Source organism: Mesorhizobium sp. BR1-1-4 (assembly GCF_020165375.1).
In the GTDB taxonomy this organism is placed as follows: Bacteria; Pseudomonadota; Alphaproteobacteria; order Rhizobiales; family Rhizobiaceae; genus Mesorhizobium; species Mesorhizobium australicum.
The window spans coordinates 45,872-71,804 of the sequence record NZ_JAIUIB010000004.1; the positions used below are offsets into that span (position 1 = coordinate 45,872).

The window sequence follows — 25,933 nt, forward strand, 5'->3', positions numbered from 1 at the left end:
CGTGGCCATGAATATCCCTGGCGTTCCGATCTCCTCATGAAGGCCGGCTCGGGCGGAGCCAGCCGTCATCGTCGCCGGGCGCCGGCCGTGGCCGCGCGACATAGGCCGATGATCCGTTTGCCTCGTGATAGACGCGGGCCAGCATTTCCGCCAGCACGCCCGACGTCACCATCTGCACTCCGGCGATCAGCAGAAAGAAGCCAGTGAACAGCATCGGCCGTGTTCCGATGTCTTGCGCGAAAAACAGCTTCAGGCAAAGCAGATAGGCAAGTATCAGCGAACCCAGCGCGCCAAGCGCGATGCCGATGCCACCGAAGAAATGTCCGGGCCGTGTGCGATAGCGCATGAAGAAATACATGAACACCAGATCGAGCACGACCCTGAAGGTGCGCGAAATGCCGTATTTGGACTGGCCGTGGATGCGGGCATGATGCGTCACAACCTCCTGCGCGATGCGTCTGGGGGTCGTCACGGTAGCCAGCCATGCCGGGATGAAGCGGTGCATCTCGCCATACAGCTTGACGCTGCGGATGACGCTGCCGCGATAGACCTTGAGGCTGCAGCCATAGTCCTTGAGGCGCACGCCGGTGACGCGTGCAATCAGCGCATTGGCGATACGCGAAGGGAGCCTGCGCATCAAAAGCCCCTCCTGACGGTCCTTGCGCCAGCCGACCACCAAGTCGAGATCCTCGCTCAGCAGGCGGTAGACCATGCGCGGGATGTCGAAGGGATCATTTTGCAGGTCGCCGTCGATCGTGGCGATGACATCGCCGCGCGCCGCGTCGATGCCGGCCTGCATCGCGGCGGTCTGCTTGTAATTGCGCACGAGTTCGACCGCATGCACATGCGGGCCATAATGCGCAGCCAGGCGCCTGATCTCGCTCACCGTCGCGTCGGTGCTGCCGTCATCGACCAGCACGACCTCCCACGGCTGCTCGTAGCGCTCCATCGCCTGGTGAATCCGCGTCAGCAGCGGCTCGACGTTTTCGGCCTCGTTGTACATGGGCACGACGATGGACAGCGTATGGTCCGGCATCACCGCGCCATCAGGCAGCCCCGAAGCAGGGATGGGCAATATGTTCATTGGGATGGCTTCCTTGCAGGTCCGACGGCCGGAGTCCCTGGCAGCGTCGATTTCGAGGGAAACAGCCAGGCTATCGCGCCGGTGGCGATAGCCGAGCAGAAGATGAACAGGTGCAGCGCCAGTGCCGCCTGCAGACCGCTCTTCATCGCAATTCCGGATGTGAGCAGCGCCGCCGCCGCTCCCGCTTCATAAGTGCCGAAGCCGGCGACGCCTTGCACCGGCAATATTGCGGCGCCTTCGGCCCCGACGACGCCTGGAAAGGCCGTCGTGAAGGATGTTCCCAGTATCAGGGCCAGCAGCCATCCCTGCACGGCGAGCTTCAGCGACCAGTTGGCGATCGTCCACCACCAGCCGTAACGCGAGCGCCCGGTCGCCTCGGTGAAGGTGTCGCGCAGCAGGCCGAGCTTCGCCACGATCCTGCCGCGCCCGGCCCAGTCATGCGGCGCGCGCGCCCAGCGCGGCAGGTACCAGGCGGCAGCGATCAAGGCGGCGATTCCAGCGATCCTTATCGCCGCATGCAGGCCCGGCCACACCGCCAGCGCCAGCACGCCGACGACGAAAGCGTCCTGCAGCCTGAACCACAGCAGCGAGGCGCTGGCGCGCATGATCGGCACGCCGAAGACCTGGCGCAGGAGCAAGGGAAAGGCCGTCTCGCCGCCCCGGAAGGGTACGACGTTGATCATCGCATTGTGGATCAGAATGACGCGCAGGCAGGCTCCGAAACGGCCATTCACCTCGTCGCGGAACTCGTCGCAGACGCGTAGCGCACGCAAGACATAGGTGACGAAAAAGGCGATCGTCGCCACTGCGAACGTAGCTGGCGTGATGCGGTCGAATGCATCGCCGACCATCCGCCAGCGCGAGTCGCTTGCCAGCCAAGCCAGCAGGGCCAGCGTCACGATTATCGAGATTGCTCTTTTCAACCAATTCTCCGCCGGTTTTCACCGCCGAGTTCCAGCGGCGGCATCGTGGCGACTGAACGTCCAAGGCGTCATCCTGGGGCGGTTCGCCTGGCCCACCGCCTTGCCGGCCTTCCGCGGGGCGGATGCGTGGCCGCTGAGCCGTCGGGCCATATCCTGTCAAGGCCCACAGCTGTCGCAGCTCTCATGGACGGGTGATCCTATAGACCAGCAAAGCATCCGAATCCACAAGCTTGGTTGCGGTCTTGTCCAGATAGTCGACGACGCCGTCATGATGCTCGATGAACAACTGGTCCTGATTGTCGGCAGCGTTCTTGGCCGTGCCGAACAGATCCGCGCCTTGACCGCGCAACTCCTCGAGCTGAGCGATCGCGGTGGCGTCGTCCGCGACGAATTTCGACCATTCGACATCGCCTCCGCCAGGCGGGAACACCCAGCCGCGTGCCCTGCTGTAGTAGACGGCGACGGGATCGCCGACCTCCGGCGCGATGGCCACGACGAGGTCGCCCGGTTGCGCCAACCGCGCCAACTCCTCGCCGAGCAGCTTGCCGTTCATCGCGACCGGCGCCTTCATTGTCCTCACGAGAGGAAAGGTCGACCACACGAGGGTCACGACAACGATACAGATCGAACGCAGCACGACCGGCGACAGAACGGTTCCCGATGCAAACGTTGCCAGAAGAAGCGCGCCGCGGCCGCAGAACATCGCGAACGGCACATGGAAAATGTGGTAATTCCAGGGGTTGCTGGTGATTTCGCGCGCCGCCGCCAGGTAGACGATCATGGCCGCACCCAGCCAAATATAGGGAATGGCCGAAAGGGTGCGCTGCGTCGGGTCTTCGGCGGGTCCGGGCGGTATCCAGAAACCGACCGCGATCAGCGCCATGAACGGATAGCCGTAGAACCACCAGACAGAGGTGTTCCACACGGATTTGAAGTAGAAGCCATCATTGACGAACGTCCACAATCCGGAGTTCCAGATGTAGCCGCTGCCCGCGACGTGATAGGGTGGATAGCTGCGACCGAGATAGATGGCCCAGCTGAAATAGGCGCCGATGATGGCCAGGCTCAAAAATCCCCACAGGAAGACCTCGGTCGCCTGCCGTCGTTTCTTCTGCAGAATCCAGCGCACCATCAGGTAGAAGATGACGGCGCCCGCCGCCACGCCCGGCGGCTTTGCCAGCGCACCGAGCGTGAAGCTGACGGCGGCGAGCGGCAAAAGCCATCGGCTGCCGCCAGCCCAGTATTTGGCGAACAGCCAAACGCCTGTTGTCACCAGTGCCAGCATCGACGGATCGGGCAGGAACGAGCTGTCGATCATGATCGCCGCCGGCATCAGCGCGTAGGCGAGCGCCGCCGCATGGGCATGCGTTTGGCCCCAGCATAGCGCCGTCAACCTGTGCAGCGAAAACACCGTCACCAGACCGAAGAAGGCCGCAACCACGCGGCCAAACCAGTCGTGCCAGCCGAAGAGTTGGTAGAGCAGGGCGGTCAGATAGCTGACGATCTGGAACTCGCGGCCCTGATAACTCGGGCCGGGTCCGGTCCAACTCACCTCCGGGAAGAAGATGTTCCAGCTGCGCTGTTGAAAATTGTCGGCCATCATTGCCGTGCTTGTCTCGCGCCAGCTGAAAGCGTCGACCAGCGGCAAGGTTATGTTGTGGAACCTGAACACGACCGCGATGAACAGGATCCCCAGCAAGATCGCCGTGTCGAGGTTCAGGTAATTGCGAGCAGCCGGGTCCCGAGCGATCGGCTGCTGCAGGTATTGCTGAACCTCGGCCTGATTCAATTCCGGATCGTCGCCCATTTGGAACCGCGTCCTCTCTGACGTCTGCGGATGTTGCTTTTGCGCGCGATTGTCAAAGGCGAGGGAGTATACGACGCAATCCTTAATTTTGGCGACAGCGGGCGCCGCGAAAGTTGACATCGCAACTCCCGCGGCTGTTAAATAATTCGCAAAGCTGTCGCGCCGATAGCGCTGCCCTGGGCCGCACAGACATGCCAACGCTGATTGTACCGATAGCTCCGACCAGGTCGCCGCCGCATGGCGTAGATCATCTGCGGCGCAGGGAACGTCGTCGGTCCGCACGTTTCACGCTGCTCCTGTTTGTCCTGGCCCTCTGCGGCCAGGTGGCCCTCCCGGGAACGTCCCACGCGGCTGCCGCCAAGGACAGCGCACCTGCAAAAGCGGATAGCGCTATTGCTCCAATTGCCGCCACTGTTCCAACAGCCTATGAGCTGCAGCTTCTGTATGCCGATCGCACATGGATATGGGAAAATGGAGCGGCCTATTTCGCGAAGGGCAATCGGCGCCTTGAGGCCTGGACGTCGGGGCAGGATTCAGCGTCTGTCGCAGAGGGCAGGTGGCTGGTGACCAAAGACGGCAAGATGTGCATGGATGTCGCTTGGCGGTCCAACAGCTACAAGGGCAAACAGCGCCGCACCTGCTATAGCCACCGAATCAAGGATGGAACGATCGAGCAACGCAAGGATCCGGACGGAGAATGGTACAGTTTCAAACGAACTCCCGAAGGTCCTTCCGACGAATACCGAAAATTCGAATCTGGTGATACCAAGGCCGCGCGGTTCGAAGAGGCCCGCAAGTTGATCGACTCCAAGAACTGATGCATATCGCTCGGAAGTGTCCTCGGTTCCGGGACAACGACATGCACGAAATCAGAAGCTTACGGCAGGTCGGGCGAATCCTATTCGCCGCGGCGGGCGCCGTTCCTGGCTCCGTTGGCCCCTCCCGATACCACATCGGTGACGGCGTGTCCGGAGGGGCGGATTCAGGCAGGCCGCTTTTGCCAAGCCTGTGAAGAAGCTTGCGAATCGCTTATAAAACGCTGAGCAGTCCGGCTGGAATTGTCGGCGCACCGACCGCCGATTGGCGCAATCACTTCTCTCTGACAGAACGACGAGACGATGGATCCAACACCATATGGTTTTCATGAAATTTAATAATTAGTGATGTCTAATATTTGTGTGTGATGTGCGAGTGGTCACTGAAACGGCGTGAAGCGGCGCAGGTGTCGCAACGCGCCCCAGCTTATACTCAAAGGCAAGGGACACATGGGGAACAATTCCGCAATGGGCGCTTCTCGCCTAAGCAAGAAAGCTCTCTCTATTGTTGTGGTGGCGATGACCTCTCTGGTTGCAGGATGTCAGGGGATGGATACGACCAGAACCGGTTCCGTCCTTATTGCACCGGTCGCGCATCCGCTCCGGAGCAAGCCTTCAGTCCGACCGGTCCAGGCTGGATACATGGTGCGTTCGCTCAGGATCGAGCCTGAGATGCTGATGACAAGGACTATCCGCACCACTGAAAGAACTTACGCTTTTGCTCCGCCACCGCCGATCGCGATCCGCACAACGGGACCCGTGAAGGTCGCCTTCAGTCCTGTCGATGAAGGTGCGTTGTTAGGAGGCTCGCCTTACATCTGCAGCCCCAGCGGATTTGGCCAACGCGCAAGCTGCCACCCGCGCTATCTCTGATCTATCGAGCAGCGACCGCTACCGCGCCGTCGCTTGGTGGCAGTATCACCGGTTTCGTGCGCAGCCCGAAGAATGGGGCGGCGGTCCTGACGATCGTGTCGATGTCGGAAAGCTGCGGCACAAAGCCAAGGCGCGCGCGCGCCTTGCTCGGATCGGCATAGAGTTCGGCCGGATCTCCCGGGCGCCGGGCCCTGAAGACGGCCGGAACCGGTCTTGAAGTCATCCGGCTGACCGCCTGGACAATCTCCTTGATGGACACGCCTCGCCCGGTGCCGAGGTTGACCGCCAGGCTTTGTCCCCCGCCCTCCAAATGTTGAAGAGCTTTCAAATGAGCGCGGGCCAGATCGCTGACGTGGATATAGTCGCGCACGCAAGTCCCGTCCGATGTCTCATAATCCGTGCCGAAGACCTCGATCTCGTCGATGATGCCCGACGCCGCCATCAGCACCCTGGGAACCAGATGCGTTTCCGGCGAATGCCACTCGCCGAGCTCCCCGTCGGGATCGGCCCCGCAGGCATTGAAGTAGCGCAGGATGGCGAACTTCATTCCGTATGCGCTGGCATAGTCGCTGATGATCTGTTCGCCTATCAGCTTGGTGCGCCCGTACGGGCTGATCGGATTTTGCGAAGAGGTCTCACGAATAGGCAGCGCTTCCGGAACGCCGTAGGTTGCGCAACTGCTGGAAAAGATGATGTTCTCGATCGAATGCGCGCGTGCGGCGTCGAGTACGGCGATGGTGCCCGTGACATTGGTGGAATAGTATTCGGCCGGCTGACCGACGGACTCTCCAACATAAGCAAGCGCCGCGAAGTGGATGATGGATGCGGGCCGATAGGCTTCGATCGCCGCCTGCAATGCATCCCGGTCGCGGATGTCGCCGACGACAAGCGGACCCCAGGCGACGGATTTCCGATTGCCGCGGGACATGTTGTCGAATGCCACCGGCAGATAACCGGCCGCGGCAAGCAGCTTGCACGTATGGCTGCCGATAAAGCCGGCTCCCCCTGTCACCAGGACTGCCGGCTGGCTCATGAAGCCGCGGCCCCTTTGGTAATCCGGCTCCCGTAGAGCAGGGCGTCGAAATAGTCGACGGTATGCGCGAGCCCTTGGGCCAGGCTGATCTTCGGCTCCCAACCGAGATTGCTTCTGGCGAAGGAAATATCCGGCTTGCGTTGTCTGGGATCGTCGATCGGCAATGGCCGATGCACGATTTTCGATCTGGAGTTGGTATAGCTGACAACCAGTGTCGCGAGTTCCATGATGGTGAATTCGCCGGGATTGCCGAGGTTGACCGGATGGGCAGGCGCACTCGGCGCATTCATCAGCCGCATGAAACCCTCGATCAGGTCGTCGGCGTAGCAGAAGGAGCGGGTCTGCAGGCCGCTGCCATAGACGGTCAGGTCTTCGCCACGCAACGCCTGGACGATGAAGTTCGAGACGACGCGCCCGTCATCGGGTTGCATGCGACGACCGTAGGTGTTGAAGATACGGGCTACGCGAATATCGAGGCCATACGTCCTCGAATAGTCGAAAAAAAGGGTTTCGGCCGAACGCTTGCCTTCATCATAGCAGGAGCGCGGTCCGTGCGTATTCACATTGCCGAAATAGCTTTCGGGCTGCGGGTGCACGAACGGATCGCCGTAGACCTCGGAAGTCGAGGCCTGGAATATCTTGGCATTGTTCCGACGCGCGAGTTCCAACAGGTTCAGCGCGCCAAGCACACTGGTCTTGAAGGTATGGATCGGATCTGCCTGATAATGCGGTGGAGAAGCAGGGCAGGCTAGATTGTAGATCTCGTCGAACCGAAGGTCCAAAGGCAATGCATCGACGATGTCGTGCTCCATGCAGCTGAATCTCGGATCGCGCAGCAGCGTATTGAGATTGTATCTTTTGCCGGTATGGAAATTGTCCAGTGCGACCACGTCGTATCCGTCCTGCAAAAGACGTTCGCACAAATGCGATCCCAGGAAGCCCGCGCCTCCAGCGACCAGCGCACGGCCTCGGTTATGGCCGTTGCCGTTGCCCCTTTGATCGTTTCTGGAACCAAGTTTCAGAACCTTGATGACCTTACTCATGCTTTCCTCCACGCACCGCACACGCTACCGCCGGGCAGGGCAAAGCACTGCCCGGCCACGTCCTTAAACGCGGCAATCTCCGCATCCGCGGATCGCCATCACTGATGTGCGCTTGTCACTAGCTGAGTTACGAGGCCGCTGCCGCCCGGCTTGTATCTGCCGTTCAGCAGTCCATGCGCCCCAAGATCGCGATCACGCGCCCCATGCCATCATCGCCGATTGCTCGCCCAAATTGCACATCCCAACGCCCTGAAAATATACCTGTGAAAATTCAAGTCAACTAAATTAGAGATTCCTTAACCAATTGTGTTTGCCATTGGTTAATCGTGGCCGACGCGTTCCCGGCGCGGGCGCGGATGGCCACGGCCGGGGTTCTTCATTTTGAATCAGCATATTGGCTCGATCCAAGCAAATTTCACAGGCTGCCGCGATCTCTTCTCGGGAGCCATCAAAAGCCTGATGCCGAGGAACAGGGCGGAGTGTCCTTGTGAGATCATTGGGGTGGGTAGCCCCTGGGCACTGTCTGAAATGAAGAGCGATTCAGAAGGCGTCAAATCTTCAGGTTGCAATGAGATTGCTGCCCAAATCCGCTGGGACTGCAGACATAAACGCTTGGCCGTGAATACTTTGCCAGTATCTCTCTGCTGACGAAATCCACGTCGCAACTGGCAGCGGCGCAGAGCAGACCAAGAGTCAAAGTTAGAAGGCAAAATCGGCCCGCAGGAATGACTTTTAACGCCGATTTCTCTCTGTCGGGCCGCCCGTGTCCTCTGTGCATTCGAGGTTCCTCATCCGCCAAGGTATGAGTCGACATCCCCTTCTCGCCTGCAGGCGCATCGAAGTCATAGTGGAATGCCGACCATCTCGGCAATGGCATTTGAGGGCATAGGCTAGCTGCTGTCCATGGCGCGACCACGCATCCAGGTTGACCGCCGCACTGGCGCGCGGGCCGCAAAAATGGTCGAGATGGTCCGTTTCTCAGCGGGCCATCTCGTTCAGGCAACCACAAAACAGGGACGCCTGTTATCGTGTGGCAGACCGCTCCTGACGCGGCGCGATGCTCCAGCTTGGCTATGTTACTCCCGGCGGGACTGCCCGCCCGGCGGGCTTACTGCCCGCCCATTTCCTTCTTGCCGGCGGGCTTACTGCCCGCCCATTTCCTTCTTGAATGTGTCGAAATCGACCTGCATGCCGTTGAATATAGTGCTCCAGTGGCGCGTCAGCGCCGCCATCGCCACGGCTTCCTCGATCTCCTCGTTCGTGGCGCCGGCGCGCTTGGCGTCCTGCGTGTCCGACCAGATGCAGTAGGTGCAAGGAATCTGCGCCGCCACGGCCAAGGAGATCAACGACTTGACCTTGGGCGGCAGCGCCGTCTTGTCGCTGAGCTCGATGGCCTTGACCTCGGCCCAGGCACCGGGCAGACCGGTTTTGGGAAACTGTTTTACAAAGCTTGGTACGCCGCCCATGGTCGACTGTATGTCCTTGAGGGTTGCATCATAGTCGTCGGCATGGGCAGGCGCGGAGCCAAGCGACAGGATACAGGCCGCGGCGGCGGACAAGAACACATGCTGGGACGAAGACTGCACGGATTTGACGATGCGATGGTACGACATGGTTTTTCTCCTCTGGTCTTTGTTAGCCTTACGATGTAAGGTGACGGAGAAAATGAACCTTACACTGTAAGTTGTCAAGCGGCACTATGGATCAATCAATCACGAAACAGAGAGCGCGCGGGCGTCTGTCGCGCGAAATGATCGAGGACGCGGCTTTCGAGGTGATCGAGAGGGAGGGCCTTTCCGGCTTTTCGATGCGCAAGCTCGCCGCCGCGCTCGGCTGCGAGGCCATGAGCATCTATCATCACTTCCCCTCGGTGGCGCATCTGCACGAGGCGCTGATCGACCGGCTGATCGGCGCCCTTGAAGTACCTGACACCAGCCTTCCCTGGCGGCAAAGAATGCGTGTTGCCGTCGACGATTTCCGCCGCATCGGCCGCGAGCATCCCGCCTATTCCACTTTCATTGTTACCTACCGGATGAATTCGCCGACTTGCCTTGCCTGGTTGAACGGCATTATCGGCTTGTTCAAGGATGGCGGCTTCGACGCGGAACTCAGTGCGCGGCTCTTCCGCGCCGTGGGCTATTATCTGATGGGCGCGGTGCTGGACGAGAACGCGGGCTATTCCAGAGGCCCGTCCGCGGTGAACACGGTCAGCGACGAGCAACTGGCCAGGGACTATCCAAACGTCGTGGAGGCCGGGCGCTTTTTTGGCGCCGCCGAATTCGACAAGACCTTCGAACTCGGCCTCGACATGCTGCTGGACGAAATGGAACGCCTGCGCGACGGCGCCGATATAAGCCGACCGTCCGGCAAGGTTTGATTGCAAGGTGACCGCCTGAATGCGCTTTCTCTTCGTCCTGATCCTGCTGGCCGGCACCGGCATCGGTCTCATCTATCCCTGGGCGACGGCCAATTTTTCCGGCCGCGAAATCGGCACCTGGCGGGTCTACGAGCAGGGCCGATTCAAGCCGTTGACCGTATCGCTTAGGGATCGCGATGCGCCGGTGCGGGTGCTGGTGGACCTGACCGCGAGGGCCGAACGCATCGTTTCGCAGCAGCGCACTGTGTTGACGCTGACCGCGGCCACCAATGGCCGCACGGTGCTTGCCTCGACGCTGCAGTTCAACCATGTGGACAATCCGCGCCAGGCCAGCCCGCAACTGCCCGACAAGATCTTTCGCGACGAGGCTGGCCTGATCGCCACCGTCAGCCCTGGCGCTTACGTCTTCACGGTCGGCCCGGGCGATGCCGAGGACATACCGATGCGAGCGGTCGACCTTGTCTTGCGCTCCGGTGTCGGGGAAATCGACGGCCGCGCGCGGCCGATCGGCTTCTCGCTGATGGCGGTCGGCCTGATCGGTTTCTTGCTGTCCTTGCGTTCTCCTGGCGGGCGACCGGAAAATCCGAATTCGCAGCCGCCGCCGCCACGTTGGGGCAGGGGTCCCACATGAACTATCGCCACGCCTACCACGCCGGCAATTTTGCCGATGTCGTCAAGCATGTCGTGCTGACGCGCGTGCTCGACTACCTGAAGCAGAAGGACAAGGCGTTTCGCGTCATCGACACCCATGCCGGCATTGGCCGCTACGATCTGTCGTCACTCGAAGCGCACAAGACAGGCGAGTGGCAGGGCGGCATCGGCAGGCTGATAGATGCCGCGTTCGATGCGAAGGCGGCGGCCCTGCTGGCGCCTTATCTGGCGGCGGTGCGCTCGCTCAATCCGGAGGGCGGCGTAAAGAAATATCCGGGCTCGCCGCTGCTCGCGCGCAATCTCCTGCGCAAGCAGGACCGGTTGTCGGCGATCGAGCTGCACCCGAAAGACGCCGCCAGGCTGAAGACGGAGTTCGCCGGCGATTTTCAGACAAAGGTGATGGAACTGGACGGCTGGCTTGCCCTCGGAGCGCACCTGCCGCCGAAGGAAAAGCGCGGCCTGGTGCTCATCGATCCATCCTTCGAGGAAGAGGGTGAGTTCGGCCGCCTCGTCGACGGGCTGGTGAAGGCGCACAGGCGCTGGCCCAGTGGCATCTACGCGCTGTGGTATCCGATCAAGGACCGCAAGGCGGTGATCGCCTTCAGGAAAGCGCTGAAGCAATCCGGCATCTCGAAAATCCTCGACATAGAATTCGAGATCAGGCCAGCCTCTTCCGATCCCAGCCTCGATGGCACCGGCATGGTGGTGGTCAATCCGCCCTTCACGCTGGAAGGCGAACTGCGAACCATGCTGCCGGCACTGCACAAATTGCTCGCCGTGGGCAAGCCGGCCCACTGGTCGCTGGAATGGCTGGCCGGCGAGCAGGTCCCGCCGCCGGAATAGCCCGTTTCGATCGCCGCGTTCCTTACGACCGCACGATCAGCCCGTGGGGAACTTAGCCGTTACCTGCGGGTTGCTGCTTACAGCAACTGCCCGGCGCCGGTTTCTGGAAACCATTGTTTCGGCAACCGCTTGACCGCCGCCGAGCGAATCCGCACAGTGCGCGTAATCGACCTTGAGAGGCTGCCATGACTCGCTTCGCCAAATCCGCACTTGCTGCCCTGATTTCGCTCTGCATGCCCCTTGCCGCGCCTCTCGGTGTCACTCGGGCGGTCCAGGCGGCCGACCTCGGCGTCTATACTGAGGACGATGGCAGCATCTGTGGCGAGACATGGGTGCTGAGCAAGATCACGCATCGGTTCTCCTACCAGGTGCATCACGTGCCCCATCTGCCCGACGTCGCTATCACCGATTTTCGCGACATTCGCCAGCACCGCTACCAGCAGGCGAGCGAGGAATGGCCGATCGGCCGTCACTATTGCCGGGCAACCGTCAGCCTGTCGGATGGCCGGGACCGGTCGATCTTCTATTTGATCGAGGAAGGCCAGGGCTTTGCCTCGATCGGCGACAATGTCGAATTCTGCGTCTCGGGCTTCGATCGCTGGATGGTATATAACGGCCGTTGCCGCGTCCTGCGCTGAACGCGCCTCGTCTCCTTCCGATCTTTTTCGCGCCTGCGGCCTGAAGGGGGCGCAGGCGAGACGCTGACGCCCCGGCGGGTCGGCGCCTGCGCCGTCGTCGCGCTCGGCGCCATCTGTCGCGGCTATCAGCCGTGATCACAACGCGCTGCTTGTCGAAACACGCGGCAATTCCGCCGCCGTCGAACTGTCGACCGGCGGCTCGCCGTACCGTGAGGCGGTGAACCAAGGCTCGTCGCTTTGCTATTTTCTGCGACGCGTTGCCTCTGCCTGATCGATGATCTTGCGAAGAAAGGCAATGTGACCGCGAAAGGCCCGCCGCCCGGCCGTCGTGACCCTGATCCGTGTCTGCGGCCGGCGTCCGACGAAAAGCTTTTCAATATCGACATAGCCAGCTCTGGCCAGCGTATCGAGATGTGCTCCGAGATTGCCGTCGGTGACTTCGATCATGGCTTTCAACTGGACGAACTCCAGGGTCTCGCGCCTTTCCAGCGTGTTCAGGACGGCCATGATCCTGAGCCGTGTACTCTGGTGGATAATGTCATCGGCGCTCATCAACAGGCTCCAATGCGGCAAAGCCTTGGGTTGTCGCCATATGGCTTGGCGATTTTGCGGTGCCATTTGCTTCTGTATGGCCGAAACCGACGGCGCAATCGCATCTCATGCAGAATACTCTGTTCTACAGAGTATTCTGTCAATCGGAAAGCCGGTGCTCAAGCCATGCTTGACAAGGTGATCTTCAGATCGACCGTCGCATCGCGCTCGTGATCCGCGCGAACCGCGCGCCTGCAAAAGATGATCGCTTCGATGACGCGGCGGGTTATGATGTTCACGGCCAAGGATCACGCGTGAAGCCGCTCGCTAATCTTCGGATCTTGATGGCGAGATCGCATCGGGAACGCCGGTATCGATTTGCTGGCGGCGTCAGAAGATCAGCAGCGGATTTTTGCGATGATGAGTGTGATTGTGTGTGGATCGCAACTAAAATTTAAGTTGAGAAAATCATACCATTGCTTCGCTGGCTAGCGAGACGCGAGTCAGATATGCATTGCGCGCCGGGGTCATTCACGGCCATCGGCATAACGTGAAGGGGCATGACATGGCTAAGCAGTCATCTAAAGCGCCGGCATCCAAGGCACCGGCAAAGAAAGCACCCGCAAAAGCAGTCGCGGCGAAGGCCGCAACAGCAGTGAAGAAAGCAGCGCCTGCCAAGGCGGCGGCAAAGCCGGCGGCGAAGGCACCGGCCAAGAAACCGGCGGCGGCCAAGGCTGTCGCGAAGCCGGCAGTGAAGAAGGCGGCGCCCGCGAAAGCGGCGGCGAAGCCGGCGGCGAAAGCGGCGCCGGCCAAGAAGCCTGCTGCCAAGGCGGCGGCCAAACCCACAACCAAACCCGCTGCCAAGAAGGCGGCTCCCGCGAAAGCCGCGGCGAGGCCGGCAGCAAAAGCGGCACCGGCCAAGAAGCCGGCGGCCAAGCCAGCTGCCAAAGCAGCCGCCGCCGCGACCAAGCCGGCGGTGAAGAAAGCCCCAGCGCCGAAGGCAAAGGCAGCGCCTGCGAAGGCGAAGGCTCCGGCCAAGAAGTAGACGGATCGTTGGGGCGTCGCGTGTCCTTCGGGATCCGGCAAGGACGCTCTGACGCTCTGGATCGGAGCATGTTCGGCAACGGGTTCAGCCCTCTGGGCTGAGCGTCGGGAAGGGGCCGAGGGGCAAGCAAAGCGAGGCGCCGGTTGGCTGCCTCGCTCGCCCAACTTTTTTGCTCCTCGCGGTGGTTGGCGAATGTATCGGCGTGACGCTTAGCGCCTGCGAAGCGTGGGTGCCAGAGAAGTGTGGGAGCACGTTCGAATCGGGCGACTTTTTGTCGTGGCCTGCTGATACTTTCCAGAGTACCGGCATCAGGCTTGTCGTGATGCCAGGGCGGAAACCGCAGCCGGTTTCTGGCCGCTGTTTTTTTTGCACTCTGGCAATTGATCGCGACAGTCCTGCGGTCAACACTGGATGTTTGCAAACAGGAAACCGATCATGCCGAAGCTGCTCTACGCGTCCGCCTCTCCCTATAGCTCCAAGGTAAGGATGGCAGCGGCCTATGCCGGGATCGCCCTCGATGAGGTGCCGGTCAAGACCGAGGACAGGCCGGCCGAACTGATCGGCGCCAATCCGCTCGGCAAGATCCCGGTGCTGGTGCTCGACGATGGCCGTTCGGTTCACGACAGCCGCGCCATCACCCAGCACCTCAACCGAATTTCGAAGAACGCCTTGTTTCCACGCAATCCCGACAAGCGTCTGGAAGCGGAAGTGCTGGAGGCGCTGGCCGACGGTATCTGCGATTGCGCGCTGTCGATGGTCTACGAACACCGCACCCGGCCTGAAGAGATGGTCTATCAGCCCTGGCTCGATCGGCAGTGGGCGAAGATCACGGCGGCACTCGATCTGCTCAACGCCAATCCGCCAAAGCTGCCGAAGAAGATCACGGCCGGTCAGTTGGCATTGCGTGCCTCCCTCGGCTATCTCTCGCTCCGCTTTGGCGGTCGGTGGGAGAAGGGGCGCGGCCGGTTGATCCGCTGGGCGGCGCGTTTCGACGAAAAATTCCCAGAGCTGAAGTCCGCGGTTCCGGCCTGAGCGACCGGCACAAAAAAAGCCGGGCGCGAGGCCCGGCTTTTCGTGTCGTGGCTTGAACGACTTAGAACTTCATACCGAGGCCGAAGGTGACGCGGTTGTCCGTCGCCTTGACCTTGCCGATACCGTCGAAGCTCTTGCTGCCGAAGTCGGTGTAGCGATACTCGACGCGGCCGAAGACATTGTCGGTCAGCTTGATGTCGGTGCCGACGCCAGCGGTCCAGCCGAGCATGGTTGCGGTGTCGCTGGCAGGAATGACCGAGTCTTCCACCTTCAGGCTTCTGCCGGCGAGACCGCCGGTGCCATAGAGCAGGATTTCCGGGGTCACGGCGTAGCCGAGACGGGCACGCAGCGAGCCTTCGATGCCGCCCTTGGAGTGGATGCCGTTGTCGTCACCCTTGACGCCGTTGTAGCCGAGCTCGGCTTCACCGCCGTACACGAAGTTCTCCTGCTGCCACTGATAGCCGCCGAAGACACTGCCGACAAAACCCTTGGTATCGGTCGAAACGCCGAAATCCTTTTCCTTGGTCTTGCCGCCGAAGCCGTAGCCAAGGTTGATACCGGCATAGGGACCGGCCCACGAGGCGACCGGAAGTTCGGCAACCGGAGCGGGTGCCGGCGGCTCTTCCGAAACGACGTCCGCGGCATAAGCGGTACCACCGAGGGCGAAGAGCCCGAGCGCAACAGCCAGCGGCCGTGCGAATTTGAGATTGGCTTGCATTGTTCTTTACTCCTTAAGCCACAGGACACAGGCTTGTTTCTCACGATCGCCATCGACCCGTCCGGGGGGTGAAACGGATCTGGCGTTCGTCGGTTCCAAATGTCGTGTCAAAATGCGGCTGAACCGAACCTGAACTTGGGTCATTCCCCGGCGCGAATGAGGCAGAACCTTGACGTTGCATCTTCGCAACAGCGAAATGTCAGCAGCAAGTTCGTGCTGCGCTGCACGCGGCTTGGTGCAAGGACTCCAGCGACCTATATTGCGGTCCGGCGGTTGCGAGTCCAAGAGGGCCCGGCACGTCGAACTGGGCACTTCGCCACAATGTTGCCCCAGGTGCGAACGCCGTTTAACGCATGCCGGGCCATATTTCGCCGGCGTCGCGTTTTCGGGCCGAAATTGAGGATTGACACATATGAGCAAAGCCACTGCCGTGGCGCTGGTGACCGGTGGGGCGAAACGGATCGGCAAGGCGATTGTCGAGGACCTTGCCAGCCATGGCTTTGCGGTCGCCATCCATTCCAATCGCTCGCACGATGCGGCGGATGCGCTGGCCGCGGGGATCAACCGGTCGGGCGGGCGTGCCGCCGTGGTTGCGGCCGACCTGACCGACATGGATGCCGTCGGCGACCTTGTCGGCCAGGCGGAGGCCGCGCTGGGCCCAATCTCGCTGCTGGTCAACAATGCTTCGCTCTTCGTCGATGATTCCGTCGAGGATTTCGACTGGCGCGCCTGGGACCGCCATTTTGCCATTCACCTGAAAACCCCGGCGCTGTTGGCGCAGAACTTCGCCCGTTCCTTGCCGGAAGGGCAGGACGGGCTGATCGTCAACATCATCGACCAGCGCGTCTGGCGGCCGACGCCGCGCTATTTTTCCTACGGGCTATCGAAATCGGCATTGTGGACGCAGACGCAGATGTTGGCCCAGGCGCTCGGGCCGCGCATCCGCGTCAATGCGATCGGGCCAGGCCCGACGCTGAAGAACGTGCGCCAGGACGATTCGGATTTTGACGCGCAGGTCGCTGGCCTCATTCTGAGGCGCGGCCCGGAATTGCCGGAATTCGGCGCCACCATCCGCTATCTCTGGCAGGCGCGCTCGGTCACCGGTCAGATGATCGCGCTCGACGGCGGCCAGCATCTTGCATGGCAGACGCCCGATGTGACAGGCATGGCGGAATGAGTCCTTTGGATCACAAGAACAAGGCGCGCGGCGGCGCTGATGATCTTCCTCCCGAAATCGACCTCGAGGACGAGGCACTGGAGGAGATCGTCGAACCGGTTGGCCCGGATGTCGCCTTCACGGCCATCGACTGGACGCCGCATGCAGGCGACGCCGAAGGCATGGTCGGCGCCGAGGTGATTCAGACACTGGTCAAGCGGCTGCCCAATGCGCCCGGCGTCTACCGGATGATGAACGCCGCCGGCGACGTGCTCTACGTCGGCAAGGCGCGCAGCCTGAAGAAGCGTGTCACCAACTACGCGCAAGGCAGATTCCACACCAACCGCATCGGCCGCATGGTGCGCGAGACGTCGACGATGGAATTCGTCGTCACCCGCACCGAGATCGAGGCGCTGCTGCTCGAAGCCAATCTCATCAAGCGTTTGCGGCCGCGATTCAATGTGCTGATGCGGGACGACAAGTCGTTCCCGTATATCCTTTTGACCGGCGACCATGTCTCGCCCGGCATTTACAAGCATCGCGGCGCGCGGTCGCGCAAGGGCGACTATTTCGGCCCCTTTGCCTCGGCCGGTGCCGTCGGCCGCACCATCAATTCCCTGCAGCGCGCCTTCCTGCTCAGAAGCTGCACCAATTCTTTCTACGAGAACCGCACGCGGCCATGCCTGCTCTACCAGATCAAGCGCTGCGCGGGTCCGTGCACCGGCGAAATTTCGCATGAGGGTTATGCCGAGTTGGTCGCCGAAGCGAAGGACTTTTTGTCCGGCCGCAGCCAGAAGGTGAAGACCGAGATTTCGGCCGCCATGCAGCAGGCTTCGCAAGACCTCGATTTCGAGCGCGCCGCCATCTATCGCGACCGACTGGCGGCCCTGTCGCACGTGCAAAGCCATCAGGGCATCAACCCGGCGACCGTCGACGAGGCCGATGTGTTCGCCATCCACCAGGAAGGCGGCCAGGTCTGCATCCAGGTGTTTTTCTTCCGCACCGGCCAGAACTGGGGCAACCGTGCCTATTTCCCGAAGGCCGATCCGGCGCTGGAGGGATCGGAAGTGCTGGGCTCGTTCCTGGCGCAGTTCTATGACGACAAGCCGACACCGCGTGCCATTCTCTTGTCGCAGACCGTCGAGGACCAGGAACTGCTGGCCGAGGCGCTCTCGACCCGCGCCGGCCGCAAGGTGGCGATTTCCGTGCCGCAGCGCGGCGAGAAGAAGGACCTGACCGACAACGCCCTGCAGAATGCGCGTGAGGCACTCGGCCGTCGGCTGTCCGAAACCTCGACGCAAGCGCGGTTGCTTGCCGGTTTCGCCGAGACCTTCGGCCTCGCCAAGCCGCCGGTGCGCATCGAGGTTTACGACAATTCGCACATCATGGGCACCAACGCGGTCGGCGCCATGGTCGTCGCCGGCCCGGAAGGCTTTGTGAAAAACCAGTACAGAAAATTCAACATCCGCTCGACCGAGATCACGCCAGGCGACGATTTCGGCATGATGCGCGAAGTGATGGAGCGGCGTTTTTCGCGGCTGCTCAAGGAGCATGGCGATGTCGCCGTGGCTGAGGATGCGGCAGCGGGCGAGGCGATGGCGGCCGAGGCGGGCGATGATATCGAGGACGACATTTCCGGCAGCTTCCCGGCATGGCCGGACGTCATCCTGATCGATGGCGGCCAGGGCCAGATGACGGCGGTGCGCAAGATCCTGTCGGATCTCGGCATCGAGGACCGGGTCGTCGCCATCGGCATCGCCAAGGGGCAGGACCGCGATGCCGGCCGCGAGCGTTTTTTCGTCAGGGGCAGGGACTCGTTTTCATTGCCGGTTCGCGACCCCGTGCTCTATTTCGTCCAGCGGCTGCGCGACGAGGTCCACCGCTTCGCCATCGGCTCGCACCGGGCCCGCCGCAAGAAGGAGATGGTCAAGAGCCCGCTCGATGAAATCGCCGGCATCGGCCCCGGCCGCAAGCGCGCCCTGCTGCTGGCATTCGGAACCGCCAAGGCGGTCAGCCGCGCCGCGATCGAGGATCTGAGAAAAGTCGACGGCATTTCCGAGCAGGTCGCCAAATTGGTCTACAATCATTTCCACGAAAGTTGAAAAAATCCGCCACTTTCAGCTGGCCAGTCGAATCTGGCCTGTTGACCCCCTACAACAGCTTCTGATTTGAGTACGCAGGCAGAAAGAGTCCACCAGACATGGCCCAGCGCGCGTTCAACCTGCCTAATATACTGACCTACGCCCGTATCGTCGCGGTGCCGCTGGTCGTGTTGTGTTTTTTTCTCGAAGGCCATCTGAAATCGAGCGACTTCGCTCGCTGGTCGGCGCTGGTCATTTTCCTGCTGGCGTCCGTTACCGATTATTTCGACGGCTATTTTGCGCGTGCCTGGCAGCAGACCTCCAACATCGGCAAGATGCTCGATCCGATCGCCGACAAGCTGCTGGTCGCCACGTGCCTCTTGCTGCTTGCGGCCGACACCGACCGCCATGCCGGCATCGCCGGCTGGTCGCTGTGGGCGGCCATCATCATCCTGTGCCGCGAAATCCTGGTTTCTGGCCTGCGCGAATATCTGGCGGCACTCAAGGTCTCGGTGCCGGTGACGCAGCTCGCCAAGTGGAAGACCACCATTCAGATGGTCGCCATCGCTTTCCTGCTGGCGGGGCCGGCCGGCGACAAGGTCTTCCCGCTGACAACGCAGACCGGTCTCGTGCTGCTGTGGATCGCGGCCCTCGTGACGCTCTACACCGGCTACGACTATTTCCGCGCCGGCCTCAAGCACATCATGGACGAGTGAGATGACGACCCGTCTCATCTACTTTGCCTGGGTTCGCGAACGGATCGGCATGCCGGAAGAAGATGTCGAACTGCCGGCCGGCATAGAGACGGTCGCCGACCTCTTGCGCTGGCTGCGGTCGCGCGGCGAAGGCTACGAACACGCGTTGCAGTATCCCGACGTGATCCGCGTTGCCATCGACCAGGAACATGTCGACCACCGCGAGAAGATATTGGGCGCGCGCGAAATCGCGCTGTTCCCGCCGATGACCGGGGGCTGACAGTCATGCCAGGCGTCCTGGCAGCGACCGTGCGCATTCAGCGCCAGGATTTCGACGTCGCCGCCGAGATCGCCGCACTGACGCAAGGCCGCGTCGACATTGGCGCGGTGGTCACCTTCTCAGGCCTGTGCCGCGACGAGCAGGGCGCGCTCTCGGCACTCGAACTCGAGCACTATCCGGGCATGGCTGAAGCCGAGATCGGCCGCATCGCAACCGAAGCCAGCGAGCGCTGGCCGCTGCAAGGTCTCACCGTCATCCATCGCCATGGCAAGATCGCGCCGGGAGAGAACATCGTGCTGGTGGTAGCCGCTTCGGCGCATCGCCAGGCGGCGTTCGAGGCGGCGGACTTCCTGATGGACTACCTCAAGTCTGGTGCACCCTTCTGGAAGAAGGAACATCGCACCGACGGCTCCGAGGGCGGCTGGGTCGAGGCCAAGGAAACCGATGCCCAGGCAGCCCAGCGCTGGAAGCGGCCGCCATCCGAATAATACCGTGCCGACCTTGCTCGTCCATGGCAACCGCGACCGCTCGGCGCCCATCGAGCTGACGGGCATTCCGTCCGCTAGGCTCATTCCGGACTGCCGTTTCCTCATTTACGAGGGCGCGCCGCATGGCCTCATGTACACCCATATGGATCGGCTGCATGCCGATGTGCTGCGATTCGTGCGCGAGAGTTGAGCGCCAGCAAAGAAAAAGGCCGGCGAAACACCGGCCTTCTCGCCTGGAATGTGCAGTGTCGGCTCAGCCGACGATCTCGGTATCCGAGAACCAGTACTTGATCTCCTGCGCGGCCGTTTCCGGCGCATCCGAGCCGTGCACCGAATTCTCACCGATCGAGAGCGCATGCACCTTGCGGATGGTGTCTTCGGCAGCGTTGGCCGGATTGGTGGCGCCCATCACTTCGCGGTTCCTGGCGATGGCGTTCTCACCTTCCAGCACCTGCACGATGGTCGGGCCCGAGGACATGGAGTCCACCAGCTCGCCGAAGAACGGGCGGTCCTTGTGGACGGCGTAGAAGCCCTCCGCCTCGCGGCGGCTCATCCACACCCGGCGCGAGGCGATAACGCGCAGGCCGGCCTCTTCCAGCATCCTGGTGATGGCGCCGGTGAGATTGCGCCGCGTCGCGTCCGGCTTGATCATGGAAAAAGTGCGTTCGAGCGCCATGGGTCGTCCTTGTCTGAATTCGAATTGAGAGTGGCGGGCTCTATACAAGCCGCCCGGCTGATTGCCAAGAGGGCAGAGGAGAGGGGTGAGGAGAGGGTGAGGAGCCGGGTGAGGCGTGGTCCGCCAAGCGTTCGGAAAGCCAATTGTTTGACTTTCCGGACGACGAACGCCCGGAGCGACAGCGCAGGGCCGGAATGGTCGGTATTTCCGTGGCTGATCCCGTCGGCCGTCGGCATCAGACGGCTGCACAGCAACGGTTTGCTTGCTATAGTCGCCCGGTCGGCGCCGCGCTGAAGTCGGCCCGAATGGAGACAACATGACCATGACAGACGATCGTCAGGAGCGCATTCGCAACCGTGCACATCAGATCTGGCAGGAAGAAGGGCACCCGGCCGGTCAGCACGAACGCCATTGGCACCAGGCGGCGGCCGACGTCGACCGGGAGGACGCGGGGAAGCCGACGGTGGGCAAGAAGCCGGCCAAGAAGGCACCTGGCGCCAGCAAGGCAAAAGCCGCGCCCAAGCAAGAAAAGCTCGTCGCCAAAGCCAGCAAGCCGAAAGCCAGCAAGCCAAAGAAGGCGGCCAAGTAAGGCGGCGAAGTAAGGCGGCGAAGTAAGGTCAGCTGTTCGGCCCCTGATTTTCGCAACAGGCTGACGGGCTCGAGCTGCCCTGCGGATAGAAGGCCTTTGCGGCGTCACGCCGCCGCCGCAACCTTTCGTCCAAGCCCGCCATGCAGGTCGAGGCAGCGGGTGAACCACTGCGCCACCACGTCGCTGTCTTCGAGCAACTTGTACGGCGATGCGATGCGCGCCCATTGCAATGCGCCGAAGACGATATAGTCGGCAAATAGCGGCGAGGCGCCGCCGATGAATGGCTGGTAGCTCAACATGGAGCGCAGCGGCTCCAGTGCCGCCCGGAAGGTTGCCAGGCCGGCGTCGCGTGCGGCGACGACGTCCTCCAGCCGCTTGCCGAAGCGCTGCTCCCGGCTCTGGCGGAAATACGAGCCATTCTGTTCGTCTTGCATGGCATGAAGGTCGACGAGCGCCGCCGTGGTGACGTAAGGGTGGATGGTCGATTGCGACCAGCGCTCGATGAAGCGCGCCATCGCCTTGCCGCCTTCGCCGCCAAACAGGCTAGGCCGATCCGGATAGGCCTCTTCGAGATAGAGCGCGATGGCAAAGGAATCGGTGACGACCTTGTCGCCGTCGCGGATCACCGGAACGGTTTTCGAAACGCCGCCCTCAACGGCGGGCACTTCGAGAAAACGCGTCGGCGCGGTCGAGATATCGAGCCCCTTGTGGGCCAGCGCCATTGTTGCCTTCCAGCAATGTGGACTGAACGGGCGGCCCTCGTCACGCCCGACGAGTTCGTAAAGCAGAATGGTCATTGGCGCGGGTTCCTTTGCAGTCTAGGTATCGCTCCCGACACCCGAAACGGACCGGCGGGAAAAAATGAAACAGCACTTCATGATGTTTGCGGCATACAATCAATGGGCCAATGGCCGCATCTACGATGCCGCCGACGATCTCAACGACGAGGAATTCAATCGCGACGTCGGCGTCTTTTTCGGCTCGCTGATGGGCACGCTCAACCACCTGCTCGCCGCCGATCGCATCTGGATGAAGCGCTTCACCGGCGAAGGCGCCGCGCCGACGACATTGGACGCTATATTGCACCGGGCCTTGCCTGTCCTGAGGACAGCGCGCGAGGCCGAGGACCGGCGGATTATCGACTGGCTCGGCGGCTTGAGCGACAAGGCGCTGTCGGGTCGTTTCACCTATATGACCGTATCGGACATGCGCACCGTCTCGCAACGCCTGGCGCCCGCGCTGGCTCATGTCTTCAACCACCAGACCCATCACCGCGGCCAGGCGCATATGATCCTGACGGTCCTGGGTCGCCCGTCGGTGCCGCTCGATCTGGCGCATTTCCAGCGCACCGAGGAGGGCAGGGCTTTCGCCTGATCCAACTTGTTCTTTCTAGAGGCGAGGGCAAGCGGTTGGCGCGGACCATCTCCGCATTTTCACACAGCCGCGGAAGCCAGGCCGGTGACTTCGCCATCCAATTGGCTCTGTGTCAGAGCCGCTTCCGCCATCACCCATTGCTTGAACCGCAGCACCTTGCGCGCGGCAAGGCTCTTGTGGGGCGAGACGAAATACCAGCCGGCCGTGTTCGGATGGTGGACGGCAAAGGGAGCGACCAGCCTCTCGGCGCGGATGTCGCTGGCCATATAGGCACGGTTGGCGACCGCAAAACCCATTCCGGCATTGGCCGCCTCGTAGGACATCATGCAAGAGTCGAAATAGATGCTTTTGGTCTCGCTGAGCACAAAACTGGCCCCGGCGAAACCAAGCCAGGATTGCCAGTTCTGTGTGCAGGTGTCGGAATGCAGCAGCGTGAAGTGCTTGAGGTCGTCCGGCGTCACCTTTGATACCGGCTTGTCGCCGAGAACCTCATGGAACAATTTGCGGTTGCATACCGGGGTCAGGTCTTCCCGAAACAGCAGGTCGGACGGCAGTCCGTTGAAATGGCCGTCGCCATAGCGGATTTCCAGATCGAATTCGGAAGTCGTGAACTCATGCGTCGCGTACGAGGTCGAAACCCGCATCACGATATCGGGATGTTGCTGCTGGAACAGCGGCAGGCGCGGAAACAGCCAGCGCGCGGCAAATGTCGGCAGCACGGATATTTTCAGCACATGTTCCTGTGATTGCCCTGTCGCTTCCATGCTGGCGGCGACGATACGCTCCAGCGCCTCGCGAACGCGCGAGACATAGGTCTCGCCCTCCGGTGTCAGCGACACCGCATTGCCGCCGCGCTGAAAAATCTTGAAACGCAGCTGGTCCTCCAGGCTCTTGACGCGCTGGCTGACCGCCGATGCGGTGATGAACTGTTCTTCTCCGGCACGCGTGAAATTGCCGTGCCTCGCAGCACTCTCCACGATTTTCAGCGAATTGAGGTTGACCTGACTGAGCAGACGCACGGTTTCGACCTTAAGCTTGGCTTACGGTAGCACTAGCATTCCTAATTTTACAGGGGGAGCTAATTTAATCGACTGTTAGCCAAGTGTTTGCCCCCACTTGGAGAAGTACAATGAACGCACATACGATACCCGAATTGCGCTATGCGATGAGCCGCGAGGCCATTATCGGCCACGAAACCGCCTGGAAGGTGTCGAGCTTCGGCGTTGCGCAGTATCTGCATGGCTATGATCCGGTACTGCTTGCCGCGATCGAGGAGGCCGCCCTGAAGCTCAAGGCCAGCCATGCCGTGCACAAGCATCTCGATCTGACCTTCATCACCGGCGCCGACCGTTTCATACCTGAAATCAAGGAGTTGCTGAACGACAAGTTGCGCCTGGAGCGACTGTCCGACATGATGGGGACGAAGCTGGAACCCTATCCGCTGTCGATCGTCGGTTCGACCGTCACCTTCATGAATCCCAGGGATGGCGCCGTCGAATGGCATTGCGACGGCGTTCCGGTCACCGAACTCATTCCGCTGTCGATCAGCGATCCGCTGGTCGGCGGCCATCTCGAAATCTATTGCGATGATTCCGAGACCGGCCGCGCCATTCTCGAATCCGGCCGCGAGATTCCGCGCAACCGTATCATGCGCATCGATCACAAGATGAGATATGCGACGCTCGGGCAGTTCCTTGGCGTCCTGCACCGCACGGCGCCGATCCAGTTCGGCGAACGCGTCACCCTGGTGCTCAACCAGCGCTCCGTGGCCAAGCCCTATGTCGACGACAACAGGATGTTTTACCTTGCCGCCGACAACGATCACGACCGCGAATGGGTCAATGAACTGGCCGAGGACGTGTGGACCAATCAGCTGCCGGCCTATCGCCGGTTCGAGGCGGAACATCCGATGCCGGCCCCGGCCGAAGCACCGGTTCCGGGTGGGGCCAGGGATTCATGGTAACGATCCATGATCCGGAAAGGGAGCCGGTTTTCGGACAGGATCATGGTCGAACGCAGAGATAGAGCCCCATGGCGCTTCTTTCGGCATGGATCAGGCTCGATGTCCGCGCTGGTCTTCGCCACCGGCGCGGTGGCGTTGTGGTCGACAAATGCGCTGGTGGGCAAATCCCTGCTGGCCAGTCACCCGGTGTCGCAGGTGCAGTTCCTGCAATTTGCAGGGGCCGCGCTGGTCTTCGCGGCCATCCGGTTGATGAGCCGGGAGAAAGCCACGGCAATCACGGCGAGCACCGCGCTGGTGCCGCTCGCGGTCGGCTTCATCGGTCTGGTCGGCACCATGGTGCTGCAATATATCGCCTTCGCCTCGATGCCGGTGATCGAAGCCAATCTCGTGGCCTTCACCTGGCCCTTGATGGTTGCCGCGGTCGTGATCGCCTTCGAAAATCCCCGGCGTCCGGCTTTGCTGGGCCTTGCAGCGGCCCTTGGGTTCGTCGGCGTCGCGCTGGTGATTTCGGGAGGCCGCGACCGCACCTGGTTTCAGGGTGATCTCGCCGGCTATCTGTGCGCATTCGGCTCCGCGCTGTGCATGGCTTTCTATTCGGTGATGGTGGGACGGCTCGCCACTTCGCCGGACCGCCTGTTGCTGCCATCGTCGCTGGTTGGCGTCGCCTTGACGCTTATATGGTCCGTTCGCGAAGGCGTAGCCTGGCCCACCGGCGTGGATCTGGCCCTCGGGCTCTATCTCGGTGCCGGCCCTATGGGGCTTGGTTATTACTTCTGGTCGCGGGCCCTGAAACTGGGGGGCAGCGGGAAGGTGGCTGTCATTGCCTATCTCACGCCGATCGCTTCGACACTGCTGCTGACCTTGTCCGGCGAACGGTTGACGACGACAGCCATTGCCGGAGCCGTCCTTGTCATAGGCAGTTGCATCGCGGTCGGACTGGAACGTTCGGAGGCGGAAAATTATGTTTGACGACAATGAACGTCTCGCCAGGCAGGAAGCGCATTGGCTGATCAAGGAATTTGGCGCCGAGGCACCACTTTACGCCGCGATGAAGGCCGAAAAGGCGATCGAGCAGAAGGATTTCGGGCGTTGTGCCCGCTGGAAGCGTATTCTTGAGATATTGGCTGACAGCCGTTCAACCAAGTCTGCCGTATCCAAGTATTAGATTTTCTAATTTGCACGAGGTCGATTTCCCATAAAAGTAGTTGGCGCCAAGTC

Annotated in this window: 29 protein-coding genes; 18 read left to right on the forward strand and 11 right to left on the reverse strand. The window is 61.6% G+C overall.

Features of this window, described 5'->3' with window-relative positions:
* Positions 1 to 34 precede the first annotated feature (34 nt).
* The 3 genes from LB571_RS09325 to LB571_RS09335 all read right to left on the reverse strand — a co-directional run bounded on the left by LB571_RS09325 (position 35) and on the right by LB571_RS09335 (position 3,814).
* Positions 35 to 1,036 (reverse strand): glycosyltransferase family 2 protein, encoded by a 1,002-nt coding sequence (locus LB571_RS09325; protein ID WP_210241783.1) that lies wholly within the window; start codon positions 1,034 to 1,036, stop codon positions 35 to 37.
* Between the two features lie 44 nt (positions 1,037 to 1,080).
* A complete protein-coding gene (locus LB571_RS09330) occupies positions 1,081 to 2,007 on the reverse strand; it encodes a lysylphosphatidylglycerol synthase domain-containing protein (protein ID WP_140823724.1) in 927 nt (308 codons plus the stop codon).
* Positions 2,008 to 2,188: 181 nt separating this feature from the next.
* Positions 2,189 to 3,814: an ArnT family glycosyltransferase gene (locus LB571_RS09335; RefSeq protein ID WP_140726337.1), complete on the reverse strand. Its 1,626-nt coding sequence runs from the start codon at positions 3,812 to 3,814 to the stop codon at positions 2,189 to 2,191.
* A 191-nt stretch (positions 3,815 to 4,005) separates the two neighbouring features.
* Between LB571_RS09335 and LB571_RS09340 the strand changes: the two genes are divergently transcribed.
* Complete coding sequence (locus tag LB571_RS09340) at positions 4,006 to 4,632, forward strand: DUF995 domain-containing protein (protein ID WP_224593948.1); 627 nt, start codon at positions 4,006 to 4,008, stop codon at positions 4,630 to 4,632.
* Between the two features lie 871 nt (positions 4,633 to 5,503).
* Here LB571_RS09340 and galE read toward each other — a convergent pair.
* From galE to LB571_RS09355, 3 genes are all read right to left on the reverse strand, one after another.
* Complete coding sequence (gene galE, locus LB571_RS09345; RefSeq protein ID WP_224594602.1) at positions 5,504 to 6,535, reverse strand: UDP-glucose 4-epimerase GalE; 1,032 nt, start codon at positions 6,533 to 6,535, stop codon at positions 5,504 to 5,506.
* Positions 6,532 to 7,578 (reverse strand): UDP-glucuronic acid decarboxylase family protein, encoded by a 1,047-nt coding sequence (locus LB571_RS09350; protein WP_015318482.1) that lies wholly within the window; start codon positions 7,576 to 7,578, stop codon positions 6,532 to 6,534. Before LB571_RS09350 ends, galE begins: the two co-directional genes overlap by 4 nt.
* Positions 7,579 to 8,720: 1,142 nt before the next feature.
* On the reverse strand, positions 8,721 to 9,191 hold the full coding sequence (locus tag LB571_RS09355) for a carboxymuconolactone decarboxylase family protein (RefSeq protein WP_140717915.1): 471 nt from the start codon (positions 9,189 to 9,191) through the stop codon (positions 8,721 to 8,723).
* An 86-nt stretch (positions 9,192 to 9,277) separates the two neighbouring features.
* Between LB571_RS09355 and LB571_RS09360 the strand changes: the two genes are divergently transcribed.
* The 4 genes from LB571_RS09360 (at position 9,278) to LB571_RS09375 (ending at position 12,087) form a co-directional block, all read left to right on the forward strand.
* Positions 9,278 to 9,955 carry a TetR/AcrR family transcriptional regulator gene (locus LB571_RS09360; protein WP_140717913.1) on the forward strand — a complete coding sequence of 226 codons (678 nt, stop codon included), beginning with the start codon at positions 9,278 to 9,280 and terminating at the stop codon, positions 9,953 to 9,955.
* Between the two features lie 19 nt (positions 9,956 to 9,974).
* Positions 9,975 to 10,586, forward strand: a complete 612-nt coding sequence (locus tag LB571_RS09365; protein ID WP_140664681.1) for a hypothetical protein — start codon at positions 9,975 to 9,977, stop codon at positions 10,584 to 10,586.
* Positions 10,583 to 11,449: a 23S rRNA (adenine(2030)-N(6))-methyltransferase RlmJ gene (locus LB571_RS09370; protein WP_224593952.1), complete on the forward strand. Its 867-nt coding sequence runs from the start codon at positions 10,583 to 10,585 to the stop codon at positions 11,447 to 11,449. Before LB571_RS09365 ends, LB571_RS09370 begins: the two co-directional genes overlap by 4 nt.
* 185 nt (positions 11,450 to 11,634) lie before the next feature.
* Positions 11,635 to 12,087, forward strand: coding sequence for a hypothetical protein (locus LB571_RS09375; protein WP_224593955.1), 453 nt, complete (start codon positions 11,635 to 11,637; stop codon positions 12,085 to 12,087).
* A gap of 240 nt (positions 12,088 to 12,327) precedes the next feature.
* On the opposite strand, the gene LB571_RS09380 is transcribed toward LB571_RS09375, so the two are convergent.
* The gene (locus tag LB571_RS09380; protein WP_140726323.1) at positions 12,328 to 12,639 is read right to left on the reverse strand and encodes a transcriptional regulator; all 312 of its coding nucleotides are present in this window, start codon (positions 12,637 to 12,639) and stop codon (positions 12,328 to 12,330) included.
* Between the two features lie 634 nt (positions 12,640 to 13,273).
* Here LB571_RS09380 and LB571_RS09385 point away from each other — a divergent pair.
* Positions 13,274 to 13,663 carry a hypothetical protein gene (locus tag LB571_RS09385; RefSeq protein ID WP_224593958.1) on the forward strand — a complete coding sequence of 130 codons (390 nt, stop codon included), beginning with the start codon at positions 13,274 to 13,276 and terminating at the stop codon, positions 13,661 to 13,663.
* A 435-nt stretch (positions 13,664 to 14,098) separates the two neighbouring features.
* Positions 14,099 to 14,695 (forward strand): glutathione S-transferase family protein, encoded by a 597-nt coding sequence (locus LB571_RS09390; protein WP_224593961.1) that lies wholly within the window; start codon positions 14,099 to 14,101, stop codon positions 14,693 to 14,695.
* A 61-nt stretch (positions 14,696 to 14,756) separates the two neighbouring features.
* Here the strand turns inward: LB571_RS09390 and LB571_RS09395 are convergent, their stop codons facing one another.
* The gene (locus tag LB571_RS09395) at positions 14,757 to 15,413 is read right to left on the reverse strand and encodes an outer membrane protein (protein ID WP_140717897.1); all 657 of its coding nucleotides are present in this window, start codon (positions 15,411 to 15,413) and stop codon (positions 14,757 to 14,759) included.
* A gap of 412 nt (positions 15,414 to 15,825) precedes the next feature.
* Here LB571_RS09395 and LB571_RS09400 point away from each other — a divergent pair, with 412 nt between their 5' ends.
* The 6 genes from LB571_RS09400 (at position 15,826) to LB571_RS09425 (ending at position 20,303) form a co-directional block, all read left to right on the forward strand.
* On the forward strand, positions 15,826 to 16,590 hold the full coding sequence (locus LB571_RS09400; protein WP_224593963.1) for an SDR family oxidoreductase: 765 nt from the start codon (positions 15,826 to 15,828) through the stop codon (positions 16,588 to 16,590).
* Positions 16,587 to 18,671 carry an excinuclease ABC subunit UvrC gene (gene uvrC, locus LB571_RS09405; protein ID WP_224584664.1) on the forward strand — a complete coding sequence of 695 codons (2,085 nt, stop codon included), beginning with the start codon at positions 16,587 to 16,589 and terminating at the stop codon, positions 18,669 to 18,671. The genes LB571_RS09400 and uvrC overlap by 4 nt, the downstream gene beginning before the upstream one ends.
* Positions 18,672 to 18,769: 98 nt before the next feature.
* Positions 18,770 to 19,366: a CDP-diacylglycerol--glycerol-3-phosphate 3-phosphatidyltransferase gene (pgsA, locus tag LB571_RS09410; protein ID WP_023773423.1), complete on the forward strand. Its 597-nt coding sequence runs from the start codon at positions 18,770 to 18,772 to the stop codon at positions 19,364 to 19,366.
* Between the two features lies 1 nt (position 19,367).
* The gene (gene moaD, locus LB571_RS09415; RefSeq protein ID WP_224593968.1) at positions 19,368 to 19,625 is read left to right on the forward strand and encodes a molybdopterin converting factor subunit 1; all 258 of its coding nucleotides are present in this window, start codon (positions 19,368 to 19,370) and stop codon (positions 19,623 to 19,625) included.
* Positions 19,626 to 19,630: 5 nt separating this feature from the next.
* A complete protein-coding gene (locus LB571_RS09420; RefSeq protein WP_224593971.1) occupies positions 19,631 to 20,113 on the forward strand; it encodes a molybdenum cofactor biosynthesis protein MoaE in 483 nt (160 codons plus the stop codon).
* A 4-nt stretch (positions 20,114 to 20,117) separates the two neighbouring features.
* Positions 20,118 to 20,303 carry an alpha/beta fold hydrolase gene (locus tag LB571_RS09425; RefSeq protein WP_140617199.1) on the forward strand — a complete coding sequence of 62 codons (186 nt, stop codon included), beginning with the start codon at positions 20,118 to 20,120 and terminating at the stop codon, positions 20,301 to 20,303.
* A 63-nt stretch (positions 20,304 to 20,366) separates the two neighbouring features.
* Here the strand turns inward: LB571_RS09425 and ndk are convergent, their stop codons facing one another.
* On the reverse strand, positions 20,367 to 20,789 hold the full coding sequence (ndk, locus tag LB571_RS09430) for a nucleoside-diphosphate kinase (protein ID WP_140790586.1): 423 nt from the start codon (positions 20,787 to 20,789) through the stop codon (positions 20,367 to 20,369).
* A gap of 316 nt (positions 20,790 to 21,105) precedes the next feature.
* On the opposite strand from ndk, the gene LB571_RS09435 reads away from it, so the two are divergent.
* On the forward strand, positions 21,106 to 21,378 hold the full coding sequence (locus LB571_RS09435; RefSeq protein ID WP_140617197.1) for a DUF2934 domain-containing protein: 273 nt from the start codon (positions 21,106 to 21,108) through the stop codon (positions 21,376 to 21,378).
* Between the two features lie 104 nt (positions 21,379 to 21,482).
* Here the strand turns inward: LB571_RS09435 and LB571_RS09440 are convergent, their stop codons facing one another.
* Complete coding sequence (locus LB571_RS09440) at positions 21,483 to 22,175, reverse strand: glutathione S-transferase family protein (protein ID WP_224593973.1); 693 nt, start codon at positions 22,173 to 22,175, stop codon at positions 21,483 to 21,485.
* 64 nt (positions 22,176 to 22,239) lie between these two features.
* On the opposite strand from LB571_RS09440, the gene LB571_RS09445 reads away from it, so the two are divergent.
* A complete protein-coding gene (locus tag LB571_RS09445) occupies positions 22,240 to 22,752 on the forward strand; it encodes a DinB family protein (protein WP_140717887.1) in 513 nt (170 codons plus the stop codon).
* 59 nt (positions 22,753 to 22,811) lie between these two features.
* Here the strand turns inward: LB571_RS09445 and LB571_RS09450 are convergent, their stop codons facing one another.
* Positions 22,812 to 23,771 (reverse strand): LysR substrate-binding domain-containing protein, encoded by a 960-nt coding sequence (locus LB571_RS09450; RefSeq protein ID WP_015318463.1) that lies wholly within the window; start codon positions 23,769 to 23,771, stop codon positions 22,812 to 22,814.
* Between the two features lie 110 nt (positions 23,772 to 23,881).
* On the opposite strand from LB571_RS09450, the gene LB571_RS09455 reads away from it, so the two are divergent.
* The 3 genes from LB571_RS09455 to LB571_RS09465 are packed head-to-tail and all read left to right on the forward strand — an operon-like array spanning position 23,882 to position 25,880.
* On the forward strand, positions 23,882 to 24,715 hold the full coding sequence (locus LB571_RS09455; RefSeq protein WP_181177931.1) for a hypothetical protein: 834 nt from the start codon (positions 23,882 to 23,884) through the stop codon (positions 24,713 to 24,715).
* A 42-nt stretch (positions 24,716 to 24,757) separates the two neighbouring features.
* Positions 24,758 to 25,684: a DMT family transporter gene (locus LB571_RS09460; RefSeq protein WP_318012386.1), complete on the forward strand. Its 927-nt coding sequence runs from the start codon at positions 24,758 to 24,760 to the stop codon at positions 25,682 to 25,684.
* On the forward strand, positions 25,677 to 25,880 hold the full coding sequence (locus tag LB571_RS09465; RefSeq protein WP_015318460.1) for a hypothetical protein: 204 nt from the start codon (positions 25,677 to 25,679) through the stop codon (positions 25,878 to 25,880). Before LB571_RS09460 ends, LB571_RS09465 begins: the two co-directional genes overlap by 8 nt.
* Positions 25,881 to 25,933 lie beyond the last annotated feature (53 nt).